At 70.4% G+C, this 24,380-nt stretch carries 20 protein-coding genes and 3 pseudogenes; 8 read left to right on the top strand and 15 right to left on the bottom strand.

Annotated elements, in window-relative coordinates:
* The first annotated feature begins 15 nt into the window (after positions 1-15).
* Positions 16-2,022 carry a hypothetical protein gene (locus tag AB0M95_RS18245; RefSeq protein WP_363765587.1) on the top strand — a complete coding sequence of 669 codons (2,007 nt, stop codon included), beginning with the start codon at positions 16-18 and terminating at the stop codon, positions 2,020-2,022.
* Between the two features lie 234 nt (positions 2,023-2,256).
* Here AB0M95_RS18245 and AB0M95_RS18250 read toward each other — a convergent pair whose 3' ends face one another.
* The 9 genes from AB0M95_RS18250 to AB0M95_RS18290 form a co-directional block, all read right to left on the bottom strand.
* Positions 2,257-3,474: an isocitrate/isopropylmalate family dehydrogenase gene (locus tag AB0M95_RS18250; protein ID WP_363765590.1), complete on the bottom strand. Its 1,218-nt coding sequence runs from the start codon at positions 3,472-3,474 to the stop codon at positions 2,257-2,259.
* A gap of 11 nt (positions 3,475-3,485) precedes the next feature.
* Positions 3,486-4,394 (bottom strand): polysaccharide deacetylase, encoded by a 909-nt coding sequence (locus AB0M95_RS18255; protein WP_363765593.1) that lies wholly within the window; start codon positions 4,392-4,394, stop codon positions 3,486-3,488.
* The gene (locus AB0M95_RS18260) at positions 4,391-5,182 is read right to left on the bottom strand and encodes a polysaccharide deacetylase (protein WP_363765595.1); all 792 of its coding nucleotides are present in this window, start codon (positions 5,180-5,182) and stop codon (positions 4,391-4,393) included. The genes AB0M95_RS18255 and AB0M95_RS18260 overlap by 4 nt, the downstream gene beginning before the upstream one ends.
* Positions 5,183-5,222: 40 nt before the next feature.
* Entirely contained in the window at positions 5,223-6,362 is a 1,140-nt protein-coding gene (locus AB0M95_RS18265; protein ID WP_363765598.1) for a C45 family peptidase, read from the bottom strand.
* Positions 6,359-7,192, bottom strand: a complete 834-nt coding sequence (locus AB0M95_RS18270) for an ATP-binding cassette domain-containing protein (RefSeq protein WP_363765601.1) — start codon at positions 7,190-7,192, stop codon at positions 6,359-6,361. The genes AB0M95_RS18265 and AB0M95_RS18270 overlap by 4 nt, the downstream gene beginning before the upstream one ends.
* Complete coding sequence (locus tag AB0M95_RS18275; protein WP_363765604.1) at positions 7,185-8,018, bottom strand: ABC transporter ATP-binding protein; 834 nt, start codon at positions 8,016-8,018, stop codon at positions 7,185-7,187. Before AB0M95_RS18275 ends, AB0M95_RS18270 begins: the two co-directional genes overlap by 8 nt.
* The gene (locus AB0M95_RS18280; protein WP_363765607.1) at positions 8,015-8,887 is read right to left on the bottom strand and encodes an ABC transporter permease; all 873 of its coding nucleotides are present in this window, start codon (positions 8,885-8,887) and stop codon (positions 8,015-8,017) included. Before AB0M95_RS18280 ends, AB0M95_RS18275 begins: the two co-directional genes overlap by 4 nt.
* Positions 8,884-9,834 (bottom strand): ABC transporter permease, encoded by a 951-nt coding sequence (locus AB0M95_RS18285; RefSeq protein ID WP_363765610.1) that lies wholly within the window; start codon positions 9,832-9,834, stop codon positions 8,884-8,886. Before AB0M95_RS18285 ends, AB0M95_RS18280 begins: the two co-directional genes overlap by 4 nt.
* A 63-nt stretch (positions 9,835-9,897) precedes the next feature.
* A complete protein-coding gene (locus tag AB0M95_RS18290) occupies positions 9,898-11,379 on the bottom strand; it encodes an ABC transporter substrate-binding protein (protein WP_363765613.1) in 1,482 nt (493 codons plus the stop codon).
* A gap of 196 nt (positions 11,380-11,575) precedes the next feature.
* On the opposite strand from AB0M95_RS18290, the gene AB0M95_RS18295 reads away from it, so the two are divergent.
* Positions 11,576-12,460, top strand: coding sequence for a MurR/RpiR family transcriptional regulator (locus AB0M95_RS18295; RefSeq protein ID WP_358513727.1), 885 nt, complete (start codon positions 11,576-11,578; stop codon positions 12,458-12,460).
* A 119-nt stretch (positions 12,461-12,579) separates the two neighbouring features.
* Here AB0M95_RS18295 and AB0M95_RS18300 read toward each other — a convergent pair whose 3' ends face one another.
* Complete coding sequence (locus AB0M95_RS18300; RefSeq protein WP_363765616.1) at positions 12,580-13,161, bottom strand: helix-turn-helix domain-containing protein; 582 nt, start codon at positions 13,159-13,161, stop codon at positions 12,580-12,582.
* Positions 13,104-14,060, bottom strand: a complete 957-nt coding sequence (locus tag AB0M95_RS18305; protein WP_363765619.1) for a PucR family transcriptional regulator ligand-binding domain-containing protein — start codon at positions 14,058-14,060, stop codon at positions 13,104-13,106. Before AB0M95_RS18305 ends, AB0M95_RS18300 begins: the two co-directional genes overlap by 58 nt.
* 211 nt (positions 14,061-14,271) lie before the next feature.
* Here AB0M95_RS18305 and AB0M95_RS18310 point away from each other — a divergent pair.
* Positions 14,272-14,391: pseudogene (locus AB0M95_RS18310) on the top strand (alcohol dehydrogenase); the annotation flags it as partial.
* 19 nt (positions 14,392-14,410) lie between these two features.
* Positions 14,411-14,710: a hypothetical protein gene (locus AB0M95_RS18315; protein WP_363765757.1), complete on the top strand. Its 300-nt coding sequence runs from the start codon at positions 14,411-14,413 to the stop codon at positions 14,708-14,710.
* Positions 14,711-14,729: 19 nt separating this feature from the next.
* Here the strand turns inward: AB0M95_RS18315 and AB0M95_RS18320 are convergent, their stop codons facing one another.
* On the bottom strand, positions 14,730-14,864 hold the full coding sequence (locus AB0M95_RS18320; RefSeq protein WP_363765759.1) for a hypothetical protein: 135 nt from the start codon (positions 14,862-14,864) through the stop codon (positions 14,730-14,732).
* Between AB0M95_RS18320 and AB0M95_RS18325 the strand changes: the two are divergent.
* The 4 genes and pseudogenes from AB0M95_RS18325 to AB0M95_RS18340 form a co-directional block, all read left to right on the top strand.
* Positions 14,860-15,102: pseudogene (locus AB0M95_RS18325) on the top strand (hypothetical protein); the annotation flags it as partial. The gene AB0M95_RS18320 and the pseudogene AB0M95_RS18325 sit on opposite strands and share 5 nt — an antisense overlap.
* 121 nt (positions 15,103-15,223) lie before the next feature.
* Complete coding sequence (locus tag AB0M95_RS18330) at positions 15,224-15,718, top strand: hypothetical protein (RefSeq protein WP_363765761.1); 495 nt, start codon at positions 15,224-15,226, stop codon at positions 15,716-15,718.
* A gap of 141 nt (positions 15,719-15,859) precedes the next feature.
* Positions 15,860-17,533 carry an alpha/beta fold hydrolase gene (locus tag AB0M95_RS18335; protein ID WP_363765622.1) on the top strand — a complete coding sequence of 558 codons (1,674 nt, stop codon included), beginning with the start codon at positions 15,860-15,862 and terminating at the stop codon, positions 17,531-17,533.
* Positions 17,534-17,651: 118 nt separating this feature from the next.
* Positions 17,652-19,361, top strand: a complete 1,710-nt coding sequence (locus AB0M95_RS18340) for a cellulose binding domain-containing protein (protein WP_363765625.1) — start codon at positions 17,652-17,654, stop codon at positions 19,359-19,361.
* 175 nt (positions 19,362-19,536) lie between these two features.
* Here the strand turns inward: AB0M95_RS18340 and AB0M95_RS18345 are convergent, their stop codons facing one another.
* The 3 genes and pseudogenes from AB0M95_RS18345 to drmA all read right to left on the bottom strand — a co-directional run bounded on the left by AB0M95_RS18345 (position 19,537) and on the right by drmA (position 24,262).
* Positions 19,537-19,734 (bottom strand): UTRA domain-containing protein, encoded by a 198-nt coding sequence (locus AB0M95_RS18345; RefSeq protein WP_363765743.1) that lies wholly within the window; start codon positions 19,732-19,734, stop codon positions 19,537-19,539.
* Positions 19,722-20,744: pseudogene (gene drmB / locus AB0M95_RS18350) on the bottom strand (DrmB family protein); the annotation flags it as partial. The gene AB0M95_RS18345 and the pseudogene drmB, both read right to left, overlap by 13 nt.
* Entirely contained in the window at positions 20,741-24,262 is a 3,522-nt protein-coding gene (drmA, locus tag AB0M95_RS18355) for a DISARM system helicase DrmA (protein ID WP_363765628.1), read from the bottom strand. The gene drmA and the pseudogene drmB, both read right to left, overlap by 4 nt.
* Between the last annotated feature and the right edge of the window lie 118 nt (positions 24,263-24,380).

Here is a 24,380-nt window from a genome sequence, read left to right on the forward strand (position 1 = left end):
TGACTGGGAGCACCTTTGATCTACCTCAGCGCCATTCTGGTCGTCCTCGCCTTCGGCCTCCTGGTCGCGGGCGTTGTGACCGGAACAGCGGTCCTGGTCATGTGGTCGATCGTGGTCAGCGTGCTGTCCGCGGTCTTCCTGATGATCGGGGCCCTGCTGCGACGCCATGAGCTCTTCCCCTCCGGTGGCGTACCGGCGGCTACCCCGCCGATGTCCCCGGTCGGAGCCGGAGTCGCCGGTGGCATGATGGCCCATCCCGGGGCGGTGGCCTCCCCCATGGCCCCGCCGCGAGGGGCCGCTACCCCCGTCGCGCGCCCGATGGCGGCGCCGCACCTGACGCACCCGGCGGCCACGCACGTGGCCCACCCGGGGTCAGCGTCGCCCTCGTCGCGTACGTTCCCCGCGACCGTGCCGGCGGGCGTCCCGGCCGTCGCGGGCGCGGGAGGCGGGCTCGCCCCCGACGCGATCGTCCTGGTCGTCCCCGGACGCAAGCGGTTCCACCTGCCCGGCTGCCGCCAGCTCGCCGGGCGCGAGACCGACGAACTCACCTATGAAGAGGCCCGGGACGAGGGCTTCTCCGCCTGCACCACCTGCTTCCCCGAGGGCGTCAAGCCCACCTCCGCATCCGGCTCCGCCGAGACCGCGGCCCATCCGGCGCTCGGCCAGGCTCCGCGCACCACCGGCCCGATCCCGCGCTCCGTGCCCGGCCAGAGCCCCCAACCGGCCCTCGGCCAAGCCCCGCCGGTCCTACCCGGCCAGACGCTCGGCACCACGCCCGAGCGGACGCCGCACCCCGAAGTGGCCGCCGGCCGCGCGTCCTCCGCCTCCGACTCCCGGACCACCGCCTCCGACTCCCGGTCCTCCGCGACTGATTCCCGGGCCGCCGACTCCCGGACCTCCGTCACCGGCTCCCGGTCCGCGGCCGAGCCTCGCCCCGCCGGCGCGAGCCCGTCCACCACCGGCAGGCCGGCGTCTCCGGGTGCCTCCCCGCGCGCCGACCGCCCGTCTCCGGCCGATGCTCCGGCGGAGAAGCCGCGGTCCCAGGACGGGCCGGCGGGCACGGACACACCGCGCCCCGATGATCGGTCCGCCCCTACGGACAAGCCGCGGCCCGAGGACCGGTCCGCGGGTGCCGACAGGCCGGACACCACGGCGAAGCCCGGATCCAGCGGCTACCGCTCCGACGAGACCCGCCCCGTGCAGCCCCTCCCGGCCTCCCCCCTGCGCACCGGCACCAGCACCGGCTCTGGCTCCGGCAAGGACGCCGCCGCGTCCGCCCGTCCCGGTGGCTCGGCCACCGCCGCGTCCAAGCCGGCCGAGCCGCCACTGATCTCTTTCAAGGCGCCCGAGGTCCCGGAGGCGTCCACGCCGTTCGAGGCGTTCAAGCGCCCGGAACCGTCCACCTCGGCGTCTCGCCCTGCGGGTGAGTCCAAGCGTTCGTCCGATTCCCCGAAGCCGCCCGTGCGCGACGAGGCGCCCAAGAAGCCCGCGCAGGACGACGAGGACGACGACCCGGTGGTCGTGGTCGCCGCGTCCCCGTCCGGCACATCGCGCAAGCCCGGCGGTCCGGTCGGCGGCGGCGATAGCGGGGCGAAGAGCGCGACCCGTCCGGCGCCCGGCGAGACCGGGGAATCCGCCGGGAAGCCCGCGGACGCCGAGTCCGCCACCGGGCGGTCCGGCGACGGCAAGAAGAGCGGTGAGCCGAAGGCGTCCGGCGCCGGAGCTTCCGCAGGCGAGGCGGGCGGTGCCAAGGCATCGGATGGTGGCGCGGCCGACAAGGACCCCGCCGCCCGGACCGGCGACGCCGAGAAGCCGGACAAGAAGCCGGACGGGGAGAAGAGCGGATCTCCCGCCGGCGCGGTCCGCTCCCGCACCGTCAAGGTGATCCCCGGCACCCGCCGCTACCACAGCTCCGCCTGCGCCTTGGTCAAGGGCTTCGAGTCCGACGGCCTGGAAACGCTGTCGGAGGCCGACGCGAAGGCGAAGGGCCTCACCCACTGCTCGGTCTGCCAGAGCGGCTGAGGTCCACCCGGTGCCGCCCCTTCCTGCCGCAGCGGGCGGGGTCGCGCCGACGACGGTAGGTAGCGGGACGCGGGGGCCGATCCGGTAACGCGAATGGGGCTGTTCGCGGCGGGTTCCGGCTGATTGGCTGGAGGCGGCGCGACCACATGTCACGGCGAAAGCCGCCATCACGTCGGAAGGCCCCCGGTGAAGCCTCGCGGCGGGCGTACCGGATGGCGTAGACCTCGTAGTCGCTCATGCCTCCTTCGCGGCCGTGGCGCCGGCCGCGCGGCCGAAGACCGCGCCCGCGGTCAGACCGGTGCCGCCGGGGTAGTTGCCGGAGAACAGGCCGCCGACCAACTCGCCCGCCGCGTACAGGCCGGGCACCGGGCCTCCGGCCCTGTCCAGAGCGCGGCCGGAGTCGTCGATGCGCAGCCCGCCGAAGGTGAAGGTGATGCCGCACGAGACCGCGTACCCGTAGTAGGGCGGGGTCTCCAGCGCCACCGCCCAGTTGGACTTCGGCGGGTCGGTGCGGGAGGCGCGGCCGTCCTTGACCGCCGGATCGAACGGGCGAACGGTGTCGATGGCCGCGTTGAACTCGCTCACGGTGGTCACCAGGCCCTCGGGGTCCACCCCGAGCGCCCGCGCCAGCTCCGGCAGGCTCGCCGCCTCCGCGCCGGTGATGGGCCGGCTGTCGTACTCCTCGGTGCGCAGCAGCGGCCTAGTGGCCGCGTCGAAGATCTGGAAGGCCACGCCGCCGGGCTGGCGCAGGATCTCCGCGCCGTACCGGGCGTAGGTGTAGTTGCGGAAGTCGGCGCCCTCGTCCACGAAGCGCCTGCCCTCGCGGTTGACCACGATCCCGATGGGATAGCTCTGCCGGGTGTACTGGTTGGTCAGCTCCCGGTCGCCGCCGCCGGGCGGAGCGCCGGCGTCCCAGGCGACGCTGTGGCAGGAACCCCAGTCGCCGTACGGCGCCACGCCCACGGCCAGCGCCATGTCCAGCACCTCGCCGGTGTTGGCGGGCGTGCCCCGCACGATCGCCCGCGACCAGCCCGCGCCGAGGTGGCGTTCCCGCCGCTCCGGGTCGGCCTCGAACCCGCCCGCGGCCAGCACCACCGCGCCCGCCCGCACCTCGTGCTCGGCGCCGGTGGCGTCGCTGTGGCGGACCCCGGCCGCGCCGGGGCCGCCGTCCTCGCGGGGCAGCAGGCCGGTGACGGCCGCGCCGTCCGGGTGTCGGACGTCGGGCAGGCCGACGGGACCTTTGAGGATCCCGTCGGCCTCGCGCAGACGGTTCATGTCCGCCGGCGTGACCGCACTGCCGGTCTCCCGGAAGCGGTCCGCGCCGGCGCGGACCGACTCGTAGGCGAGTTCCACCCCCGTCGCGGCGGCTGCCGCGTCCATGACACGAGTGGCGGCGCGCACCAGCTCGGGCCCGATGCCGTCGCCCTCGATGACGGCGATGGTGTAAGACAACCGTGCCGCCTTCATTCGTTGCCGGGGAAGGTGCGCCGGCGGATCACTTCGCCCTCGCCCACGTCGTTGGTCGTCGCGACCGTGCGCCAGTACTCGGCGACCTGGCCGGCGGTGGCGAACCACACCGATCCCGCCCCGCGGATGTGTGCGAGCAGCTCGTTCAGGATGCTGATCCGCCCGGGCTTGCCGATCGACTGCGGGTCGAGGGTCAGGACATAGAGACCGCCGTGCCTGTGATAGGCGTCGAACTCGCGCTTCCAGTCGTCGAGCACGCGAGCGTACGGCGCGATCCTGCTCTGGCCGGCGGGCATCGCGGGCGCGAAGTTGAACGCGAAGTTCGGCATGTCGGCGAGCTCCCAGTGCGCGGGCACGTCCACCAACGACCGCTGCGCGTCGAAGGTGCCGCCGAGAAAGCTCGGCCGGTCGTCCCCACGCAGCAGAGAGGTCCACCGGTAACCACGCTCCAGGAGCAGCTCGAAAGTGTCCGGCGCGACTTCGTCGTACCCACGGAATCCCCGCGGACGTGCGCCCAGGACACGTTCCAGCACCGCGCCTCCCCGGTCGAGCGCGTCGGCCTGCTGGTCGCGGGAGAGCTGGTGGAACGACTCCAGCTCATAGCCGCGCGAACCGATCTCGTGGCCGGCCTCGGCCACCGCCTCGACCGACGCCCGGTGCCGTTCGGCGACGATGCCGGTCACGAACCACGTCGACGGCACCTCTGCCGTCCGCAAGGCGTCCAGCAGTCGCGGGACACCGCGGCGGGGACCGTACTCCCCCAACGATCTGGTCTTCGCGCGCCGTGCCACCGACTCATCGAGCCGGAGCCAGAACCACTCGGCATCGTGATCGACCGTGACGACGACGGCGACCCGGGCATCATCCGGCCACGCCGGAGCCGTGCTTCTCGCCTCAATGCTCACTGCCCGCTCCTCGTCCACCAGTCGGCGATCTGCTCCCCGGTGGCGAACCAGACGTCATCATGTGCTCGGATGTGCTCGATCAGCTCACGAATGAGCTCGATCCGCGACGGCTTGCCCATCAGCTGCGGGTGCATCATCACCGTGTAGCAGAGGCCGTCGCGGTAGTAGCCGTCGAACTCGCGCTTCCAGTTGTCCAGCACGTCGCCCAGGCTCGCGATCCGGTCCCCGCCCTCGGGTACGACGGGCCGGTCGTTGTACCCGAACGCCGGGAAGTCGTCGAGCTCCCACTGCGCGGGAATCTCGACCAGGTCGGTCGTCACGCCGTCGATGACCCACCGGTACGGGCGGTCGTCGCCGCGCATCGAGCTCGAGTAGGAGAACCCGAGGTCGATGAGCATGGCGTGGCTGCCGTCGGGAAAGTCGCCGCTCGGCCCGCGGAAGCCGACCGCGGGCCGGCCGCCTACGGCGGCGAACGCCTCCTGGCTGCGGGCGATGATCTCACGCATCTCGTCCAGGGTGCGGCGGATGTAGAGCTCGTGGAGGTAGCCGTGGTGGCCGAGCTCATGGCCCGCGTCGACGATCTGCTTCACCTGGCTCGACCAGTTCTCGCACACCCATCCGGGGACGAAGAATGTGGAAGGGACCTGGTACTCGTCGAGGAGGTCGAGCGTGCGCGGCAGGCCGCGCAGTGGTCCGTACGTGCCGAGGGAGAAGGTGCGCGGGCGCGACCACGCCTCCTCGTCATCATCGATCCAGACCGCGGGACCGTCCACATCGAAGCTCAGCATGACGGCGCAGCGAGCTCCCTCCGGCCAACGCGGCCTCTGCTCAGATGCGCTCATCGAACACGCTCCAGCCGAGGCGGCGGTACGCACGCGTGTCCGCCGGACCGTCCGTGATGTACCACGTCCCCTCCGTCAGGTCGACGATCGACGACGAAAGCGTGCCCCACTGCAGGTGCTCGGGCTCGTCAGGGTCGGGATGCGCAGCGATGGAGTTGGGGTGCCCGAACTTGTTGGCGAAGGCGGTGCCGATACCGCGCAGGACGGCGCCGACGTCGGACTCCGAGCGCAGCCGGTTGAGGGATTGCCTCATCAGGTAACCGCGGTAAAGCGAGTCCGCCCCCAGCCGCGGCTGGTACTCGGCCCCTTGGAAGTACTCGAAGTGGTTCGCGTGGGCGATCACCCCATCCTGCGGATACTCCCAGCGGTGCTCCGTCGGCGTCGTCTCGACGTCGATCGCGAAGTCGCGGTGGGCGATGAGTACGTTCGCCGGAATCTGCTGCTCCGCTCCGAGCACGACCTCGAGGGCACGGTCGAAACGGTGCTGGTCGAGGACCTTGCGCCGGATGAGGGCCTGTGGGACCCCCAACTCGCTCGCCTTCGCAGGCAGTCCGTTGGCGAAGACCGCGAGCCCTGCCGAGTTCGCGCCATGGCGGCCGACCTGTCCCGCCTCGACCACCATCGTGATGGTCGGCTTGGGAGGCTGCTCGATGCGCAGGATCACGCGGGAGTCCTTCGACAGCATCCGCCAGTCCCAGTTCTGCCCGGCGAAGGCGTGGCCCGATGCGTTTCCGTCGGCGAGAAGTGCGAACGAGGTGCAGCCCTCCGCCTTCAGGAACTGGGCGTAGACCATCTCGCCGCGCGCGTTGAGAGCGAGGATCTCGCCGAGCTCGCGACCGGCTCCGTGGGCGATTCCGCGGATCTCGTCGGCGATGTCGGCGTCGTACTTGCCGACGATCGGCTCCCAGATGAGGGCGCGCTCCGCGACCTCGCTCCAATCGAGACCGTGACTGATGGAGAACAGCCGCGAATAGCACGCGATGGAGGCGTCGATCTGCGCGCGCGCCTGGGTGCCGTACTGCTCCCCGCGCTCGAACGCCGACGCCGACGAGATCGTGAAGACCGGGATCTCGAAGTCGGCGTCGATGTCGTGCAGAAAGACGGGCACGGGACGCGGGTGGTTCACTGGGTGACTTCCTCGGGGTGTACGGCGTCGGGGTTCCACCCGTCGCCTGGGATGGATCGGATCAAGAGCTGGGTGTACGGGTGCTGTGGGTTGTCGAAGACCTGGGCGGACGGCCCCTCCTCGACCACGAGACCCCGGCGCATCACCAGGACGTGCGCGCCCATGAGGCGGGCGACGCCGAGGTCGTGCGTGACGAACACATAGGAGAGATCGAGCTCACGACGCAGACGGTTGATCAGCTGGAGGACCAGCCACTGCGTGGAGACGTCGAGTGCGGAGACCGCCTCGTCCAGGATCAGCAGCGACGGCTCCACCGCCAGGGCCCGGGCTATCGCCACACGCTGACGCTCACCGCCCGAGAGCTGTCGCGGCATCGAGTCGAGCAGTTCGGGACGCAACCCGACGGACTCACCGAGCTCAGCCACCCGGTCGCTTCTGACGTGCTTCGATCCCGTTCCGTGAACGCGCAGGACCTCGTCGAGGCATTGCCGGGGGGTGAGTCGCGGATCGAGCGAGAGGTAGGGATCCTGGAACACCATCTGCACACGCCGCGCGTACTCGAACCGGTCCGCACGACGTCTCCGCCACGGCTCGACGGGCCGGCCCTCGAAGTGGATCCGCCCCGAGTCGGGTCGCTCCAGACCGGTGAGCATCCGGGCGACCGTGCTCTTCCCGGAACCGGACTCCCCGACGATCGCGATCGTCCTTCCGGGCCGTGCCACCGCGAAGCTGACGCCGTCGACGGCGACGAAAGATCGCCGGCCGTCGGCAGCCGGCGTAGGTAGCGGGAAGGTTTTCCGCAAGCCCTCGACCTTCATCAGCTCAGGCATGGGCACTCTCCGTCGCGTTCCCGGGGAAGTCGTCACGGTCGGTCGCACCGCTGACCGCCCTCGTCGCCTCGATCAGCGCTCGGGTGTACTCGGCCAGCGGCCGGCGCAGGACCTGGTCGGTCGTCCCGGTCTCGACGACCGAGCCGGCGCGCATCACCACGAGCCGGTCGCAGACGGACGCCGCGACCTCGATGTTGTGCGTGACGAGCACAAGTCCGGCGCCGCTGCGTCGCGCGACGCGTCGCAGGAGCGAGATCACGGTCGCCTGCGAGGCGACGTCGAGTGCGGTCGAAGGCTCGTCGGCGATCAGCAGACGCGGCTCGACGGCCACGGCGGCGGCGATGACGACCCGCTGCAGGCCGCCGGATACCTCGTGAGGGTAGCTGCGGAGCACCTTCTCCGGGTCGAGACCGACCTGCTCGAGAGCCGCCGCGGCTCGGCGCCGGGCCTCCGCCTTGGACAGGTTCCTGTTGGCCCGCATGGCCTCTGTCAGGAAGACCTCGATGCCGTGCATCGGGTTCACGCTCGCGCGAGGGTCCTGGGCGATGAGGGCGACGTTCTCCGCGCGGAAGCGCTGGAGCCGCGAGCGCCGTAGAGAGAGCACGTCGGTTCCCAGCACCCGGACCGTCCCGTGGACGGCCGCCTCGGGAGGCGTCATACCGAGAAGCGCGCGGGCGGTCGTCGACTTGCCGGCACCCGACTCCCCGATCAGCCCGATCGCCTCGCCGGCGGACGCGCCGACGGACACGGACCGCAGGATGGTCTTGCCGTGACCGGCGCGAAGGGTCATCGTGAGGTCTTCGACCTCGAACAGCGGCTCGGTCACACCAGGTCCTCCTTTCCGACCGCGTCCGCGAGCCTGAGCCCGACGACGTTGAAAGCAAGGACGGTGGCGACGATCACGCCGCCGGAGATCATCGATTGCCAGGGCGAGCCCTGGAGCAACGCCTGCTGCCCCTCGTGCACCATCAGCCCCCAGTCGGAGTCCGGCGCCTGGACGCCGAAGCCGAGGAACGAGAGGACGGCCAGGTCGGTGAGCGCGTAGCCGAAGTGCACGACGGCGTGGGCGAGGATGACGCCGAGGATGTTGGGCAGGATGTGCAGCCCGTAGATCCGCAGTGGTCCGAAACCCAGGGACCTGTAGGCGTTGATGTACTCCCGGTTCTTCTCGGTCGAGGCGAGAGACCGGGTGAGCCGGATGACCGAGGGCACGAACGCCACACCCAGCGCGACCACCGTGGTGAGAAAGCCGGCGCCGTACAGCGCGACGGCCAGGATCGAGAGGAGCAGCACCGGGAACGCCAACACCAGGTCGGTCATCCGCGAGACCGCGAGGTCGACGATGCCACCCCGGCCCGCTGCCAGGAGTCCCAGCGGAACTCCGGCCACGAGCGAGATCGCGACCACGGCGAGCGGGCCGAACAGACCCGTCTGAGCACCCCAGAGCAGCCGAGACAAGGTGTCGCGGCCCCCCTCGTCGGTGCCGAGGAGATGGGCACCGGACGGCGGCGCGAGCGTGTCCAGCAGATCGAGCTGGAGCGGGTCGTGCGGTGCGCTCCAACGCGCCGTGGCGGCGGCGAGGACAACGAGGACGATAAAGCCGAGCGCAACCCAGAACCCCCACGTGAAGGGTGAGTCCGACGGCCGACGGCGACGTGGCGGGTCCTTCTTCCCAGGGAGTATCGCGGTGTTCACAGTCCGGCGCCTTTCCGGGCCTTGGGGTTGATGATCAGTGCGAGCAGGTCGGCCAGGGTGTTGGCGACCACGAAGGCGGCGACCATCATCAGGACGACGGCCTGGACGATCGGGAAGTCCTTGGACTGGACGGAGTTCACGAGCAACGAGCCCAGTCCGTGCAGGCCGAACGCGGACTCGACGATCGTCGTCCCACCGATCAGCCCGGCGAGGACCATCGCCACGACCGTCGAGATCGGGGGCAGCGCGTTCCACAGGATGTGCCGCCGGACGACCAGACCGTTGGGCAGGCCCCTACTCCGAGCCAGTTCGACGTGCTCGCGGACCATCTCCCTGCGCATCGCGCTGCGTGAGATCCGGGCGACGACCGCCATGAACGAGACCGCGAGTGCGATCGCGGGCAGCAGGAGATGAGACAACGTGCCCACGAACCCCTCGCCGTCGCCGCCGGAGGGCAACCACTCGAGCTGTACCGAGAAGAGGAAGATGAGGACGATGGCGGCTACGAAGCTCGGCACGGCGGCGAGAATCGTGACTCCGAAGGTGATCGCGTCGTCGACGCGCTTGCCGCGCAGGGCGGCGATCGCGCCGGCTCCGATGCCCAGAACGACCACCAGGAGGCCGGCGAGGAGCACGAGTTCCACCGTGGTCGCCACCCGCGACTCGATGATCGCGGACACCGGTTGCCGGTACTGCGCCGATTGGCCGAGGTCGCCGCTGAAGAGTCCTGTCAGCCAGTGCCAGTACTGCGTGAGGAACCCGTCGTCGAGCCCGTAGCGCTCACGGATGACGGCGAGCGCCTCGGGCGAGAGCGCCTTTCCGCCACCGAGAAGCGTCGCCGGGTCACCGGGGACCAGGAAGACACTTCCGTAGACCACGAGAGAGGCGACCAGCAAGGTCAGGACCAGTTGGATGATCCTGGGTATGGTCCATCTCAGAACGGGCATCAGCGGGTCGCCTCTCTCATGTGGCGCGTGGAAACTCGGTGGTGACCTCTGGGTACGCTGTGCCTACTTGGCCGCGCCCACGTAGGCCGCCCACGGGCCCGCCATGTAGGAGATGCCGGTCGGGGTGCCGGCGATCTTGTTGCTCTGGAAGACCGTGACCGGCACGTTGAAGAGCGGGATCCACAACGTCTGGTCGACGAACTGCTTCTGCAGTCGGACGGTCAGCTCCGCACGGGTGTTCTCGTCGGTCGCGGCCATCGCTTGCTGCGCCGTCTTCACATACTCCGGGTCGTCGAACCCGTTGTAGTTGTTGTACTTCCCGGGGTAGGCGTAGAGGCCGAAGAACTCCAGCGGGTCAGGGATATCGAGGTTCCACGTGGTCGAGTAGAGGTCGATGTCCTTGCGTGCCTCCTTGTCGTTGAACAGGCCGTTGTACTGTTGGATCGGCAGGGTCTTGATCTCGACGTGGAGTCCGATGGCCTGGCCCGCCGCCTGGACCGCGAGTGCGGTCAGGTTGTAGGATGGGTCGGCCGGTGAGCTTGCGACCACGATCGGCTCCGACGGCGCGCCCGCCTCCTCGACGAGCTTCTTCGCGGCCTTGATGTCGGGGTCGGACGGCGGCATGGCGTCGTAGGCCGCCTTGTAGACGTTCTCGGCGTAGGAGTACGCGTCGGGCGAGACCGGCGACTTGGCCGGCGTGGCGGCGCCGTTGAAGGCGGCCTCGATGACGTTCTGACGGTCGATCGCCATGCTCAGCGCCTGACGGATGCGCGGGTCGGCGAGCGGGCCGTCCAGGTGCCAGGTCATCAGCGAACGGACCGTCGGGTTCTTGCCGTAGTAGAGCTTCCCTGCGCCGGTGTCCTTGAGGGTCTCGGTGCCCGACGGCGTGATGAAGAAGTTGCCGTCGATCTCACCGGTGCGCAGAGCCGTGACGCGGGCGGACGCGTCCTCGTAGAACTTGAAGACGACCTGCTTCGCCTTCGGGGTCAGGTCGTGGTCCCAGTAGCCGTCGTAGGCGCTGAGGGTGATCGCCGAGCCCTGGTCCCACGACGAGAGCTCGAACGGGCCCGTGCAGTCGACCAGCCCGGACGGACTGCCGTAGCCCTCGCCCTTCGACTCGACGTACGCCTTGGAGTCGACGTAGCCGGCGGCCGTCAGCGGAGCGCCGTCGTGGAACTTGACGCCACTGCGGATCTTGTACACGTACGTCTTGCCGTCGGGCTGCTCGACCGACTCGGCCAGGGCCGGCGAGGTGCTCAGGTCCGGGTTGAGCCGGAGCAGCCCCTCGCACGCGTTGGAGAGCACGGTGTTCTGCGGGTACGTGTTGCTGTGCACCCAGTCGAGGGTGGAGGGCTCGGCGTAGAGAGCCCACGAGAAGGAGTCGATGGGACCGGTGGCCTTGCCGGCGTACTCGACGGTCGTGAAGTCGCTGTCGGCGCCGGACTCGGACCTTTTGATCGACGAGTCGGAGCTGCAGGCCGTGAGCGTTAGCGTGAGCGTCACGGCCGCGGCGGCGAGGGCGGCGCGTGACGCAGGACGGACCACAGAAAACATCGTGGGTACCTCTTTTCAGCGCCGGAGTCGCAGGATGGCGACTGCGGCGACAATGTCGCCGCCTCGAACGAAGCGGCGATGTTACACTTACAACTTGATGTTGTGAATGCAACATCTGGGGAGTATCGGGAGAGTATCGGCGCGATTCGAGTGCGTCAAGGGTCACATCAGGTACGAGACTTGACCCATGCCTGAACCGAAAGCGATCGTCTGGTCCGAGCTTGACCCCGACGGCACCATGAGCGTCGCCCAGCGCGTGTCCGCCGCCCTGACCTCGCTCAGGTCGTCCGAGCGGCACGTCGCGACATACCTGGCCACCAACCCGTTCGACGCCGCGGCGGCATCAGCCGGCGCCCTCGCACGGGAAGTCGAGGTCAGCGACGCCACCGTCGTCCGCACGGCGCGAGCCTTGGGCTACCAAGGCTTCACCGACCTCAAGGCGGCGCTCATGCGCGACATCGCACGCTTCCGCCCCTCCTCAGAGCAGGCCAAGATCGAGAGCCTGACGGGCACGGCACGTGGCCTCGACGACGCACGCGTCGCGGCCACGCGTCTCATCGAGGAGCTGCACCGCCGCCTGGACGCGCAGGACCTGGACGCGGCGGTCGCCGTGATCGAGGACGCACGAACGGTCCTCACCTACGGCATCGGGGCGTCGGCAACGGTCGCCGACTATCTCGCACTGCGGCTCGGACGAGTCGGGGTCGTGGCGCGCTCGGTGCGTGGGACCGGATTCTCCTTCGCGGACGCCGTGCTGCAGGTGCGATCCGGCGACGGATTGGTACTGATCGCACCTGGACGTCTTCACCGTGACATGGAGGTGCTGCTCGACCGGTGCACCGAGCTCGACGTCCCGGTGGTGCTCGTCTCCGACACCCTCGGCCCCGTCCTGGCCAGCAGGGTCAAGGTCTCGCTCTGGGCACCCTTCTCGCCATCCGGGAACCTCGGCGAGACCCTCACCTCGACCCACATGGTCGACCTGGTCCTGGACGCGCTGATCCGGCGCGCACCAGATCAGACAGCCGAGGCGTATGGCCGGCTGTCTGAGGCGCGGCGACGGCTCACACAGTAGCCGTTCTCCGGCGCGCCGCCGGATTGGGCCGATAACGCCACATGACCTCAGGCGTCTCGCGATCACCGCCCTGCTCGACGACAGCGTGGACCTGATGCTCGTGCGCCGGACCGGGGGAGTCAGATGACGTGGTCGGACTGGAGGGCCTGGAGGGCGAGCCAGGTGATGACGCGGTCCTCGGCGCTGGAGATCGACAGACCGGTGAGCTCTTCGACGCGGGCCATGCGCTGGCGCAACGTGTGCCGGTGGATGCCGAGCTGTGAGGCGGCCGTCTCCCAGCCGGCGTTCTCGCTGAGGAAGACCCGCAGGGAGCGGAGCAGGCCACGGGTCGTGTCGTTCTGCAACAAGGGAAGCAGCGGAGAGGTGAGCGCGGCGCGTGCCGCGGCGTCCAGGTGATGCAGGATGAGCCGGCTGGTGGAGAGGGCGGAGAACTCGATCATCGGCGACGCGTCGGCCACCGCCACCTCCAGCGCCTGCTCTGCCTGCTGGCGGCTGAGCGAGCAGCCGGTGATCGGCTGAGGTGAGCCGAGGCCGCAGCGGGCGGGCACGCTCTCGTGCTCCACCGCGTGGCTCACCCGGCGCTTCCATCGGGGCAGCTCGTCGGCCGGGACGAGTACGGTCACCACCGAGGACTCCTCGCTGATCAGCGGTGGCAGGTCGAGCTCGTCGCACCATTCGAGGACGTACTCGGCGAGTGGCACCGCGCGGGATCGGGAGCGCAGCAGTGCCACCGCGATGTCGCCCGCCGGCACGCTCCACCGGCCCGCGACCCGCTCGATGACGCGGCGTCGCCGCTGAGCAGGACGTCCACCGCGTCGGCGCGGGCCAGGCCCCACACGTCGCCGCCGCTGAGCGGGTGCAGGGCGAGGTCGAGCAGGACGGCGGCGTGCTGGGCCAGCTCGCGGGTGAGGCTCTTGCGGTCGGGCCGGGCGGCGACCACGAGGTGCGCGCGGGGATGCACGGGGTCGCCCACGGCGTGCACGATGAGGTCGGGGTGCCGGATCCGGGAGCGCTGGCCGAGTGCCGCCGCCCGCGCGTCGTCGATGTGCACCCGGGCGGCTCCGACGGCGGCGTGCACCGCCCCGTGCCGGTCCATGAGCACGGCCCAGCTGTCGATGCGGCCGGCCAGTGTGGTGATCACGCCTTGGGCGCCCGCGCTGCGCGCCACCTGGGTCATCGCGGAGATGCTTTCGGCGACCAGCCTGGACTCAGCCGTGCCTGTGCGCAGGAGGTCGGCGTTGAGCTGGTACGTGATGTCCTGGAAGGCCACGCTTCCGGGGATTTCGAGCACGGGGAGGTGGTGCCTGCGCGCGCTGTCCACCAGCGCGGCGGGGACGGTTTCGTGGCGTGCCCCGGTGCCGAAGGCCAGCGCGGCGATCCCGGCGTCCGCCAGCCGCCGCACGTACAGGTCGAGCTGTTCGGAGTCGGCGGGATCCAGCTGGAGTCCCAGCGAGAGGAGCAGTTCGCCGCCGCGAAGCCAGGGGGTGGGGTCGGCCAGGTCGGAGATGTGCGTCCAGCGGATCGGCCGGTCGGTGCCGTCGGGCCCGGTGCGCAGCGGCAGCCGGAACCGCTGGGCGACGTCCGCCACGGTCTCCAGCATGCGCTGCTCCTTTCCGGGAGGTCCGCTATACCGTGCCACCCGCCGCCCCCGTGGCGGCATGTAGCAGTTCGGCGTCCCGTCCGCGAACGAATGGACATTTCGCCATATATCCGCAGGTAAACGGCGAACCTACCATGCATGACGTATTCGTAACGCCGGGTGACCAGACGCTGTTCCCCGGCGTGCGCCGTCCACTTCCCAAGGGAGTCGCATGCGTGCCGCAGTGTTCCAGTCCGCCGACCAGCCGGTGCGCGTCGAGGAGGTCGAGCTCGCGGCCCCTGGACCGGGGGAGGTGCGGGTCAGGATCGCCGCGGCGGGCGTCTGCGGGTCCGACCTGCACGTCCGGCGGGGTGAGTGGGACGTGCCCGCTCGGCCTCGGCGGCGCGGCCGTCGCGGTCGGACTGCCGCCCAAGGACACCGCGGCCCGTTTCGACCCGCTCGTGCTGGCCGAGGCCGACCAGCGGATCCTGGGCTCCAACTACGGCAGCGTACGGCCGGCCGTGGACATCCCCGCGCTCGTCGACCGGTACATGGACGGTCAACTGCGGCTCGACCAGCTCGTCAGCCGCCGCGCGTCCCTCGACGAGGCCCCCAACGCACTGGACGAGCTGGCCAGTGGCGAAGCCCTCCGCACCCTCCTGATCCCCTGAGGAGCCCCCCGAACATGACTCAGACCAGCGCTCGCCCCGGCGAACTCCACGACCATGGCCTCAAGCGGGGCGCGATGTCCAGCGGCGAGGTCGTCGCCCAGGCCATCGCGAACATCGCGCCCAGCGCGGTGATCGCCTTCACCGTCGCGGCCATCTACGCCGGCGCGGGCAACGCCTCGTGGCTGTCGTTCGCGCTCGCCACCGTCGTGATCCTCGCGGTCGGGTACTGCATCGCGCAGTTCGCCAAGCGCCGCGCCTCGGCCGGTTCCCTCTACAACTACGCCGCCCAGGGCACGGGACCTTTCGGCGCGTACATCACGGGGATCACCCTGATCATCGGATGCCTGGGCATCGCGTCCGGCTCGCTCAGCGGTGCCGTCGTCCACTTCAACGCCTTCCTGGACGGGATCGGGCTTCCGGCGCGGGGCACCGTCTGGAACGTGCTGCTCGCGGTCGTCATCGGCGGTCTCGCCACGCTGTTCACCGTCTGGGGAATCCGCATCTCCGCGCGGAGTGGTCGGCCGCATCGTGTTCGTGATGGGCAAGGAGGGCGTCCTCCCTCGCTCGTTCGGCCGTACCCACCGCACCCAGCAGACGCCGCACCGGGCGATCCTCGCGTTCGCGCCGCTCGCCGTGCTCACCACCGCGGTGATGTACGCGGGAGGCGTGGACGGCAACGAGATCCTGATCAACGTCGACACGTTCGGCACCTACGGATACATGATCGCCTACGCCGTCGTGGCCGTCGCCGCGCCGATCTTCCTGCGTCGTGAAGGCGTCCGCCTCGCGCTCATCTGGCCGTGCGTGGTGATCTCGGTCGTCGGCATGGCCTACGTGTTCTACGCCAACGTGGTGCCGTGGCCGACCTGGCCGCTCGACGCCGTCGTGCTGGCGTTCTTCGGAGTGGTGGCCATCGCGGCGGCCTGGTACGCCTACCTGCGGATCGCCCGCCCGGAGATCACCCGGAGCATCGGGACCACGGAGACGGACTTCCCGGAAATGGCCTGAGCGCCATTCGCCTGCGGCCCGGCGGACACCCCGCCGGCCGCAGGCGCCGGACGTAACGGGTGGGCGTTGATTGTGCGTTCTTGCCGTACGGGTCCGGGCGTCGGGGCGGGGGAGGGGCGCGTCCCGGCGGAGGATCGGCGTATGCGCGAAGTGAGAGCCGTTCTGGTGGGGCTGGTGGCCGGCGTCGTGATCCTGCCGACGCCGCCCGCCCAAGCCCACGCCGCCCACGTTCACGACCTCGGCCTTGTCCGTGCCGCTCAAGCCCGCAACACCTCTGTTCGCGGCCTCGGGCCTGTCCACGCTGCCCAAGTTCACAACAGCTCCGTTCGCGGCCTCGGGCTTGTCGACGCCGCGCAAGCCCGTAACGCCCCCGTTCACCGCCTCGGCCCTGGCCGGGCCGGTCACGGCCCGCGCGTCGTTGACGCCGGCCAGGACTGCCCGGCCGGGGCGGTGTGCGGGCGGATGCGGGTGCCGTTGGATCGGGAGCATCCAGGGGCGGGGACGACGAGTGTGGCGTTCCGGCTCGTCTACCGGCGGGACCGGTCTCGTCCGGCGGAAGGGACGTTGCTTCCCAATCCCGGCGGGCCGGGCCTCGCGGTGATCGGGCACCGGGACTACGCGGGCAAGTACCGTGACCTGCTCGCCACGTACGATCTGCTGCTGGTGGACCCCCGGGGCGTCGGCGAGTCGGACCCGCTGACCTGCCGCTCGGCGCGCGGATCCGACCTGCACGCCTCGCGGGCGCGCGCGGTGGCGGCGGCCGCCGCCTGCGCCCGGGAGATCGGCCCCCGGCGCGCGTACTACACCACGGCCGCCGTCGCGGACGACATCGACGACGTCCGCGCCCGTCTCGGCATCGACCGCCTCGACCTGCTCGGCCAGTCGTACGGCACGCAGCTCATGACCGTCTACGCGGCCCGGCACCCGCGGCACGTCAGCTCGGTCGTCCTGTCCAGCGCCTACCCGACCCGCGTCGACATGCTCGGCCGCCCGGCGGCGCGGGCCATGCGCAGGGCGGTCCGCCTCCTCTGCGACCGCTCGGGGGGCGTGTGCGACGGAAGGGACGTGCTGGACGACCTGGCGGTGGTTGCCGAGCGCCTGGACGAACGCCCCCTGCGGTACGGGAGCCGCCGCGCCGTGCTGGACGAGACCGCCCTCGCGGGCACCGTGTACAAGCTCGCCTCCGGTCATGCCGAGCTGTTCGGGCGCCTGCCCGCGGCCCTGCGCGAGGCCGTTCACGGGGACGCGGGGCCGCTGGTGGCGCTGGCCGAGCAGGTGCGGCCGATCAGCGGTTTCTCGGGCGGCGGCACGTTCAGCGTGCCGATGTTCCTCACCGTCTCCTGCAACGACAACCCGGTGCTGTGGGACCGGAGGGCGTCCCTGGCCGTTCGGGCCCGGCAGTACGAGGCGGCGCTCGCGCGCGTGGACCGCCGCGACTTCCGCCCGTTCCGTCCCGCCGCCTGGATCGACGGCATCGCCGACCTCGGCGACCTGTGCATCGGGTGGCCGGGCGTACGGGCGCGGCCCCTGCCCCGCCTCGACCGGCTGCCGGACGTGCCGGTGCTCGTCCTGTCCGGCGAGCTGGACACCGGTACCCCGACGGAGGAGGGGGTGCTCGCGGCCCGGCCGTACCGGCACGCCCGGCTGCTGGAGGTGCCGAGCGCCGGTCACGTAGCCGAGCAGGACGACAGGGCCGCCGCCTGCGTGATCTCCCTGGAGACCCGGTTCATCCGCCGGGGGCGCGTCTCCGGCCAGGAGTGCCTGCGGCGGATCCCGCCCGTCCCGGTGCGCTCGCCGTCCCACTCCCTGCTGTGATGGGCGAGGCCTTCGGGAGGCCGCCTATCCGGGCGGCTCCTACTCCGACATCTACCACTGGGCCGACCACACCGCTCCCGGCGGCTACGTCGCCCCCGGCACCGACTTCGACACCTTCATGCGCGGGGCGCGTCGCGCCGGGGCCCAGCCGATGGTGACCGCGAACTACGGCACCGGCTCCGCCGAGGAGGCCGCGGCCTGGGTTCGCCAGGCCAACGTCGTGAAGGGGTACGGGGTCAAGCTCTGGGAGATCGGCAACGAGAACTACGGCAACGGCCACTACGGCTCGGCGTGGGAGGCGGACGACCACGCCGACAAGAGCCCGGCCCAGTACGCGCGGGAGGTCGTCGCCTACGCCGACGCGATGAAGGCCGCCGACCCGACCATCAAGATCGGCGCGGTGCTCACCACCACCGCCAACTGGCCGGACGGGCTGGTCGCCGGCGGCGACGACGGCACCTGGAACAAGGTGGTCCTGTCCACCGCCGGATCGAAGATCGACTTCGTGATCCTGCACTGGTACCCGGGCGCCCTCGACAGGACCGGCCACGTCGAGGACATGATCCACCTCACCCGCGAGCAGATCGCCGCGTACGCCGGGCCCGGGTCCGAGCGCATCGGGATCGCGATGACCGAGTTCAACACCGGCTCGAGCAGCAACGGCACGAACACGCAGCCGGGCGCGCTCGCCGCCGCCGACGCTTACGCGACGCTGCTGGCGGGCGGGGTGTTCACGGTCGACTGGTGGAACGTCCACAATGGGATCGGCGCCGTCACCCAGGTCGAGGGGCACACCGACTACGGCGACTTCGGCCTGCTGTCGAGCGCGGCCTGCACCTCCGACGGCTCGGTCTGCGAGCCGCCGCTGAACACCCCCTTCGCGCCGTACTACGCGCTGCAGATGATGAGCAGGTTCGCGAGGCCCGGCGACCAGTTCGTCCGCGCCGCCACCGACCAGCCGAAGGTGGTGGCGCACGCCGCCCGCCGTCTGGATGGCGACCTGGCGGTCCTGCTGATCAACATCTCGTCCACGACGTCCTACCCGGTCACGATCGGCTACGCGGGCTTCAGCCCGGCCTCCGCGACGCCGACCGTGCTGAGCCACACCAACGGCGCGACGAGCATCACCACCTCGGCCGCAGGCAGCGCCACCAGCCAGACGCTGCCGCCGCTGTCGCTCACCACGGTCGTCGTGCACCCGTCCTCCGTCCAGACCGGCCTGCCGGGCGCCCCCGGGCAGCCGGCCGCCTCGAACGTCACGGACAAGGCCGCCACGGTCTCCTGGCCCGCCGCCGCGCCCGGCCGGCGTCCGATCGTGAAGTACGAGGTGCACCGCCAGGTCGGAGCCGTCAGCGAGCAGCTCGGCGAGACCGCCGGAACCTCTCTCACGGCCGGCAACCTCAGGCCGGGCACCCGTTACATGATCAACGTGATCGCCCGGGACGCGGGCGGCGCCGTCTCCTGGGCCTCCCCGCCGCTGACGTTCACCACCGGCACGCCCGCCTCCAGCTCCTGCACGGTGAAGCTCACCGACCAGAACGACTGGGGCAACGGGTACGTCGGCGCGATCGCCGTCACCAACAACGGCGCGCCGCTCGCCGGCTGGACCCTGAACTTCGCCTGGCCCAGGCCATGGCAGAGCCTGGGCAGCGGCTGGGGCGGCGTCTGGACGCAGACCGGCCCGGACGTCAAGATCGTCAACGACCCCGCCAACCCGCCCCTGCCCACCGGCGCGACGGCGACGCTCGGCTACGTCGGCAACTACAACGGCCCGAACGTCCTCCCAGCCGTCTTCACCCTCAACGGCACCGTCTGCACGACCGGGTAGCCGCCTGACCACCGGCACACCGAGGCCGGGCCCTGCGCCGGGGTGTCGGCCATGAGAATGATCTTAGGGGCGTGCTCAGGATTCGCTCTCCGGTGACGCCCTCTTTCCCCCTCGCGCGGGGCGGGCCGTCTTGAGGTTCAGGCGGCCCGCACCGCGTGCGTTGCGATGGGGATGGTCAAAGTTCGGCGGGCAGGTCGTAGTCCATGACGTGACGGTCGGCTCGCATGGCGTTCTGGTCATATTGGACCGGCCGGTCGTCCTGGTCGTAGGTGAGGCGCGTGTGCATGAGGATCGGGACGCCCGGAGGCAGTTGGAGCAGGTCGGCTTCCTCGGGGGGAGTGTGACCGCGGTGGCCGTGGTGAACGCCTCCCATTCGGGGGTCATCAGGTCGAGCTCGTCGACGTCCGGGGACCGGCCATCCTGGTCGGAGCGGCGGAGGACGGACTTCCAGACCTCGTCGACGCCATAAGGCTCCAGGTCGGGCCAGCATGCCTGAGTGACCATGATCTGTTTGGCCGCCTGCTCGGGAAGGGAGACCAGGATCCGCAGGACCCCCCAGTTCTCGGCCACACGCTGATCGACCTCCGCCTCGGCCTGCGGCAGGGTGAACGCGCGCAGTTGCATCGCGAACCAGCTGTTGGTGGCACCGAGCCCGAGAGTGCGCGTCTCCTGGCCGCACCCTTCGAACGACCGCAGGTGCGGGTTGCGACCTCGGCACCCAGGGAGGTTTTTGAGGGCTTCTTCGCCGAATGCCTGCGCCATGGACTTGGGAGGGATGCCACACGAGCAGTTCACCCAGAGGCTCGCGGCGTCACCGGTGGTGCCGACTTCTTTGAGCGTGAGCGTGTGGTCTCCCTGTGCGGGGATGACGCCACTGTGCGCGTAGTACAGCCAGGGGAAGTCGTCGAGATGTCCGCGTCCACAGGCGAGCACGAACCGGGCGGGGACGGCCGTCGGCCGGTTGCCGCCATGCCCTCGGCAGCCGTGCACGTATCGGATCTTGTCGGGGGAGAAGGGGTTGCTCAGTAGCTCGAACAGGCCGGTTTCGACGGGGGCCAGCCGATTGCATCGGACGTCGGAACATCGCAACCAGCGAGGGAACAACCAGACGGGCACCCCGACCCTGGTCCATTCGCCGAACGGGTCAGAGGTCTCCGGGGTGTAAGGAGGCATGCGCAACGCTTCGACCTGCGCTCCCAGCTCGGCGCGGATCGCGGTGAGCAGTCGGTCTTCCCGCACGATCGCCGCTTTGGCGGGGTCCCAGTCGTCGAGTCCGCAGACGATGACAGAGAGGTTCGGCATGTCAGCGATGGCGCCGATGCCGTAGGTATGCAGTAGCTGGTTGGGGCGCAGTTCACCGACACGGAGCGTCTGCCCTGTCATGACAACTCTTCCTGCTCGGGGCCGGCGGCGGTGAACGGTGGTTCGTCGACGATGGCGAGATCGTCGCCACCGGGCATCAGCAGAAGGCGTATGCCGGGGGAGACGTCCTGTAACGAGGTCGGGCAGGTCATCTGACGCCATCGACCCTCTTCCGGCCGGCGTAGCAGGCCGGCGACATCGTCGGGCAGACCGGGAACCTTACCGCTGTAGGCGAGCCGGCGCCCCGGCACCCGCCGCTGGGCATGCCAGTGGTCGAGTCGCGCGTCCAACTGTCTCTCCACTTCGACGCCGACCGCGTTGTCGCTCGCCACCAGGGCCGATCGGCGCTTGAGGTAGCGCACGACGTGGTCGGCGAGTTCGCTGTTCCGGTCGAATCGGCCGGCCTGGAGATTGCCGTTGTACGTCTCTTCCAGGTTGCGTACCAGCGCCGTGAGCACTCCGGTCAGCCCGCGGTCCACGGCGCGATCGGCGAACGGCGTGACCGACAGCGCCTCCACGTGCCGATAGATCGTCGCGTGGAAATGCTCGAAGGTCTCGTAATGGGAGAGGTCTCTGGGACGAGCCCAGTTGTAGACGGTGAACACCAGCCCAGGGTCGGCCCGGCCGACCCGGCTGGTGGCCTGGATGTACTCGGCGGTCGACTTGGGCTGGTTGGAGACGACCATCAACCCCAGGCGGGAGACGTCCACACCGACCGCGATCATGTTGGTGGCGAGCAGGACGTCGATCGGGCGGCGCTCGCCCTGGCCGCGCTTGGGGGAGAACGCCTGGCTCAGGTGGTCGAGCACAACGGGGATGTCGCCGGACGACAGCCGTGAGGTGAGTTCCTTAACGACCGGGTCGTACCGGCGTGCGAGGCCGCGCTGGTCGGCCCGGGAAAGCCTGGTGGACACGTCGTCCTCCACCATGCGGCGCATGCCGCCGAGGTCGCGAAGGCTGTTGAAATAGCCGACCAACGTCATGTACGGATCGGTGACCGGATTCGCGCCGTACATCTCGTGCAGCTTCTGCGCGGCGCCCAGCGTGGCGACGTACACACGGATCAACGCGGACTTGATCCGTGTTCCGTGCGCGCAGATGCCGATGTACCGCCGGCCCGGCCGATAGCCCGCCACCTGGGGCTCCGTGGGCCGCTGGCGGGCGAAGAAACTGTCGGCGATGTCGAGGCCGGGGGGTGGGAAGATCTCGGTGCGCCGGTCGAACAGCGCGCCGATCTGCTGCTGCGCCCTGCGGACGGTGGCCGTGGACGCGATGACCTTGGGGCGCACGCGCCTGCCACGCGACCGTTCCCAGACGGCGAGGCGGTCGACCGCGGTCTCGTACAGCCCGACGAGGGAGCCGAGTGGACCCGAGATGAGATGGAGCTCGTCCTGGATGATCAGGTCCGGTGGCCGGAGCGGGTTGTCGAGCCTCTCGATGCCTGCGGCCGGGTGGCGACCCTTCGCCGGGTGTTTGGAGGTGGCCGAGGACAGCTCCCAGTCGTTCGCCATGGTGTCCGGGGTCAGGTACCCGTGCCGGGCGCAGTGCCGGCTCACCCTGCCGAACAGGGCCTGTGTCTCCCCGCGCCAGGGCAGCTGGGCGAACTTGTCCACCGTGGCGATGACGACGTCGGGCAGCAGCCGGTAGATCTCCTCGTCCACCACCAGGACGGGCAGCCCGTCTTCGCCGTTCACGGAGCTGAAGTCACAGTAGACGTTGGAGCACAGGATCGTGGTACGGCGGGTGATCGGGTCGACGTCGATGTCCCGGCCACCGTCGATCGTCTCGCCGCACCAGGGGCAGCCGGTGAGCTGGTGCGGAGATCCGACCGCGCGGACGAAGGAACTCTTGCCGGTGTTCCTCTTCTGCTTGAGCCAGTCGATCGCGTCGTCGGTCCTGTTCGGAGTGACCCGGGCGCCCACCCACAGGCCGATCCGGAAGGGGGTGTGGCCCCACGTCGTCTCGTCCTCGCGGCGGAGCGTCTCGCAGGCACAGATCAGTGCGGTGGCCCGCTGGAACTGCTGGATGGTCAGCAGGCGGAGGGTGTAGCGCATGAGCACCGCGACCCCGGCCGTCGCGTCATGGTGCCCGACCGGCTCACCGCACCGCCGGATGGCCAGCGTGAACGCCGTCAGACCAAGGTACGCCTCGGTCTTGCCGCCACCGGTGGGGAACCACAGCAGGTCCGCCACGGCGGTCTCACCCTCACCTCGCTCTGGATGGGCCGGGTCGGCGAGCGAGGGCAGGTTCAGGAGCAGGAAGGCGAGCTGGAACGGCCGCCAGCGGCGGTTCTCCGGCAGGTCGACCTGACGGATCGCGTCATCGATGAAGAGATTCTGATCCTTCTGGCGGAGGGCCGCCGCCAGGGAACGCAGGCGCTGCAACCGCATGGCACGGTTGGCGAACCGGAACGCCGTGAGGGCCTGTTCGTCGGAAACGAGCAGTTCGATGCCCGCCTGGATCCGGTCCGCGGCACGTACCGCCGCCGCGATCGTATCCTTCGGCGCTGTGCGGTAGTCGGCGAGGCCCTCGTCGGGGTCTTCGAGCCTGAGTTTCTGCCGAGTGATCCACGAGCGGTAGCCGACCACCAGCGGAGCCAGCCCCGCGACCAGGCGATCGAGGGGGAGCTCCGCCAGCTCTCCCATGTCGAGTTCGAGGTCGGCCAGCTCCGGGAGGTCGAGATCCGTCTTCGCGGACGGCACGTCGGTGGCCGCTAGCTCGTACTCGGGGACGGAGACCGTGCGCACCGCGACGGCACGAGCGGGGTCGGCCGTGGACGGTTCCGCCGTGACGGCGGTGCTGTGCCCGACGGCGAACTCCAGGCGGTCGCGATAGGCCATGGCCAGGCGCCGCTGCTCGGATCGGTCGGCCGCATCCCCACCGCTGACCGAGGGGGGCCGGGGCAGGAACACCGGCCCGCCGTCGTTCGCCGACACCCGCATGCGCACCTGGAACAGCCAGGCGCCGTCCGCCAGGCGCTTGGGCTTGGCGGTGGCATTCACCAGGAACAGCGACACCAGCCAGTCGCCGCCGTGACGACGGGCCCTGCCCCGGACCATCACCCTCGGCTCGGCGCAGATCTCGACGGGCGGCAGCTCGCCTTCGCTGAGCGTGATGCGACCGGACCCGTGCATGGGCACGCGCCGCCAGACGCGCCTCGGCCGGTCCACCGAGGAGTCATCGACCCGTTCGTGATGTGACCAGGCGGCCTCGACGCGCAGCTCACCGGTATCCCCGGTGACGTAGACGGTGCAGCCGAGCGAGGACGGCGCGAGGCTCGGGATATTGGGGGCCGACGGCTCGGCGTCGGCTTCGCCCACATCTGCGCCGTCGATGTCGGCCGAGTCGTCCTGGTCGTCGGGCTCGATCACTGTGCCCTCGGGGGCGAGCCTGCCGAGGAGATAGCGCTCGGTGGGCCGCTCGGTGAACTCTTCGGCCTCGTCGTCCTCCGGACCGTACAGATCTCTGACGACCAGGGCCTGCAACTCGTCACGAATCCGCGCGGCGTCGGGGGGCGCCAGCACCGTCTTTTCGCTCACCGGATCACCTTAAAGGGCGTCGGCGACATTTCGCAGTCCAGGCGGGCGGGAGGTCAAGACCGGCTGGATGCTGGTCGTGGATTCAGCCGTTGATCGTCCTTTCGCTGCTATCGAGTTG

Origin of the sequence: Sphaerisporangium sp. NPDC051017, assembly GCF_040683095.1 — a bacterium.
Lineage (GTDB): Bacteria > Actinomycetota > Actinomycetes > Streptosporangiales > Streptosporangiaceae > Sphaerisporangium.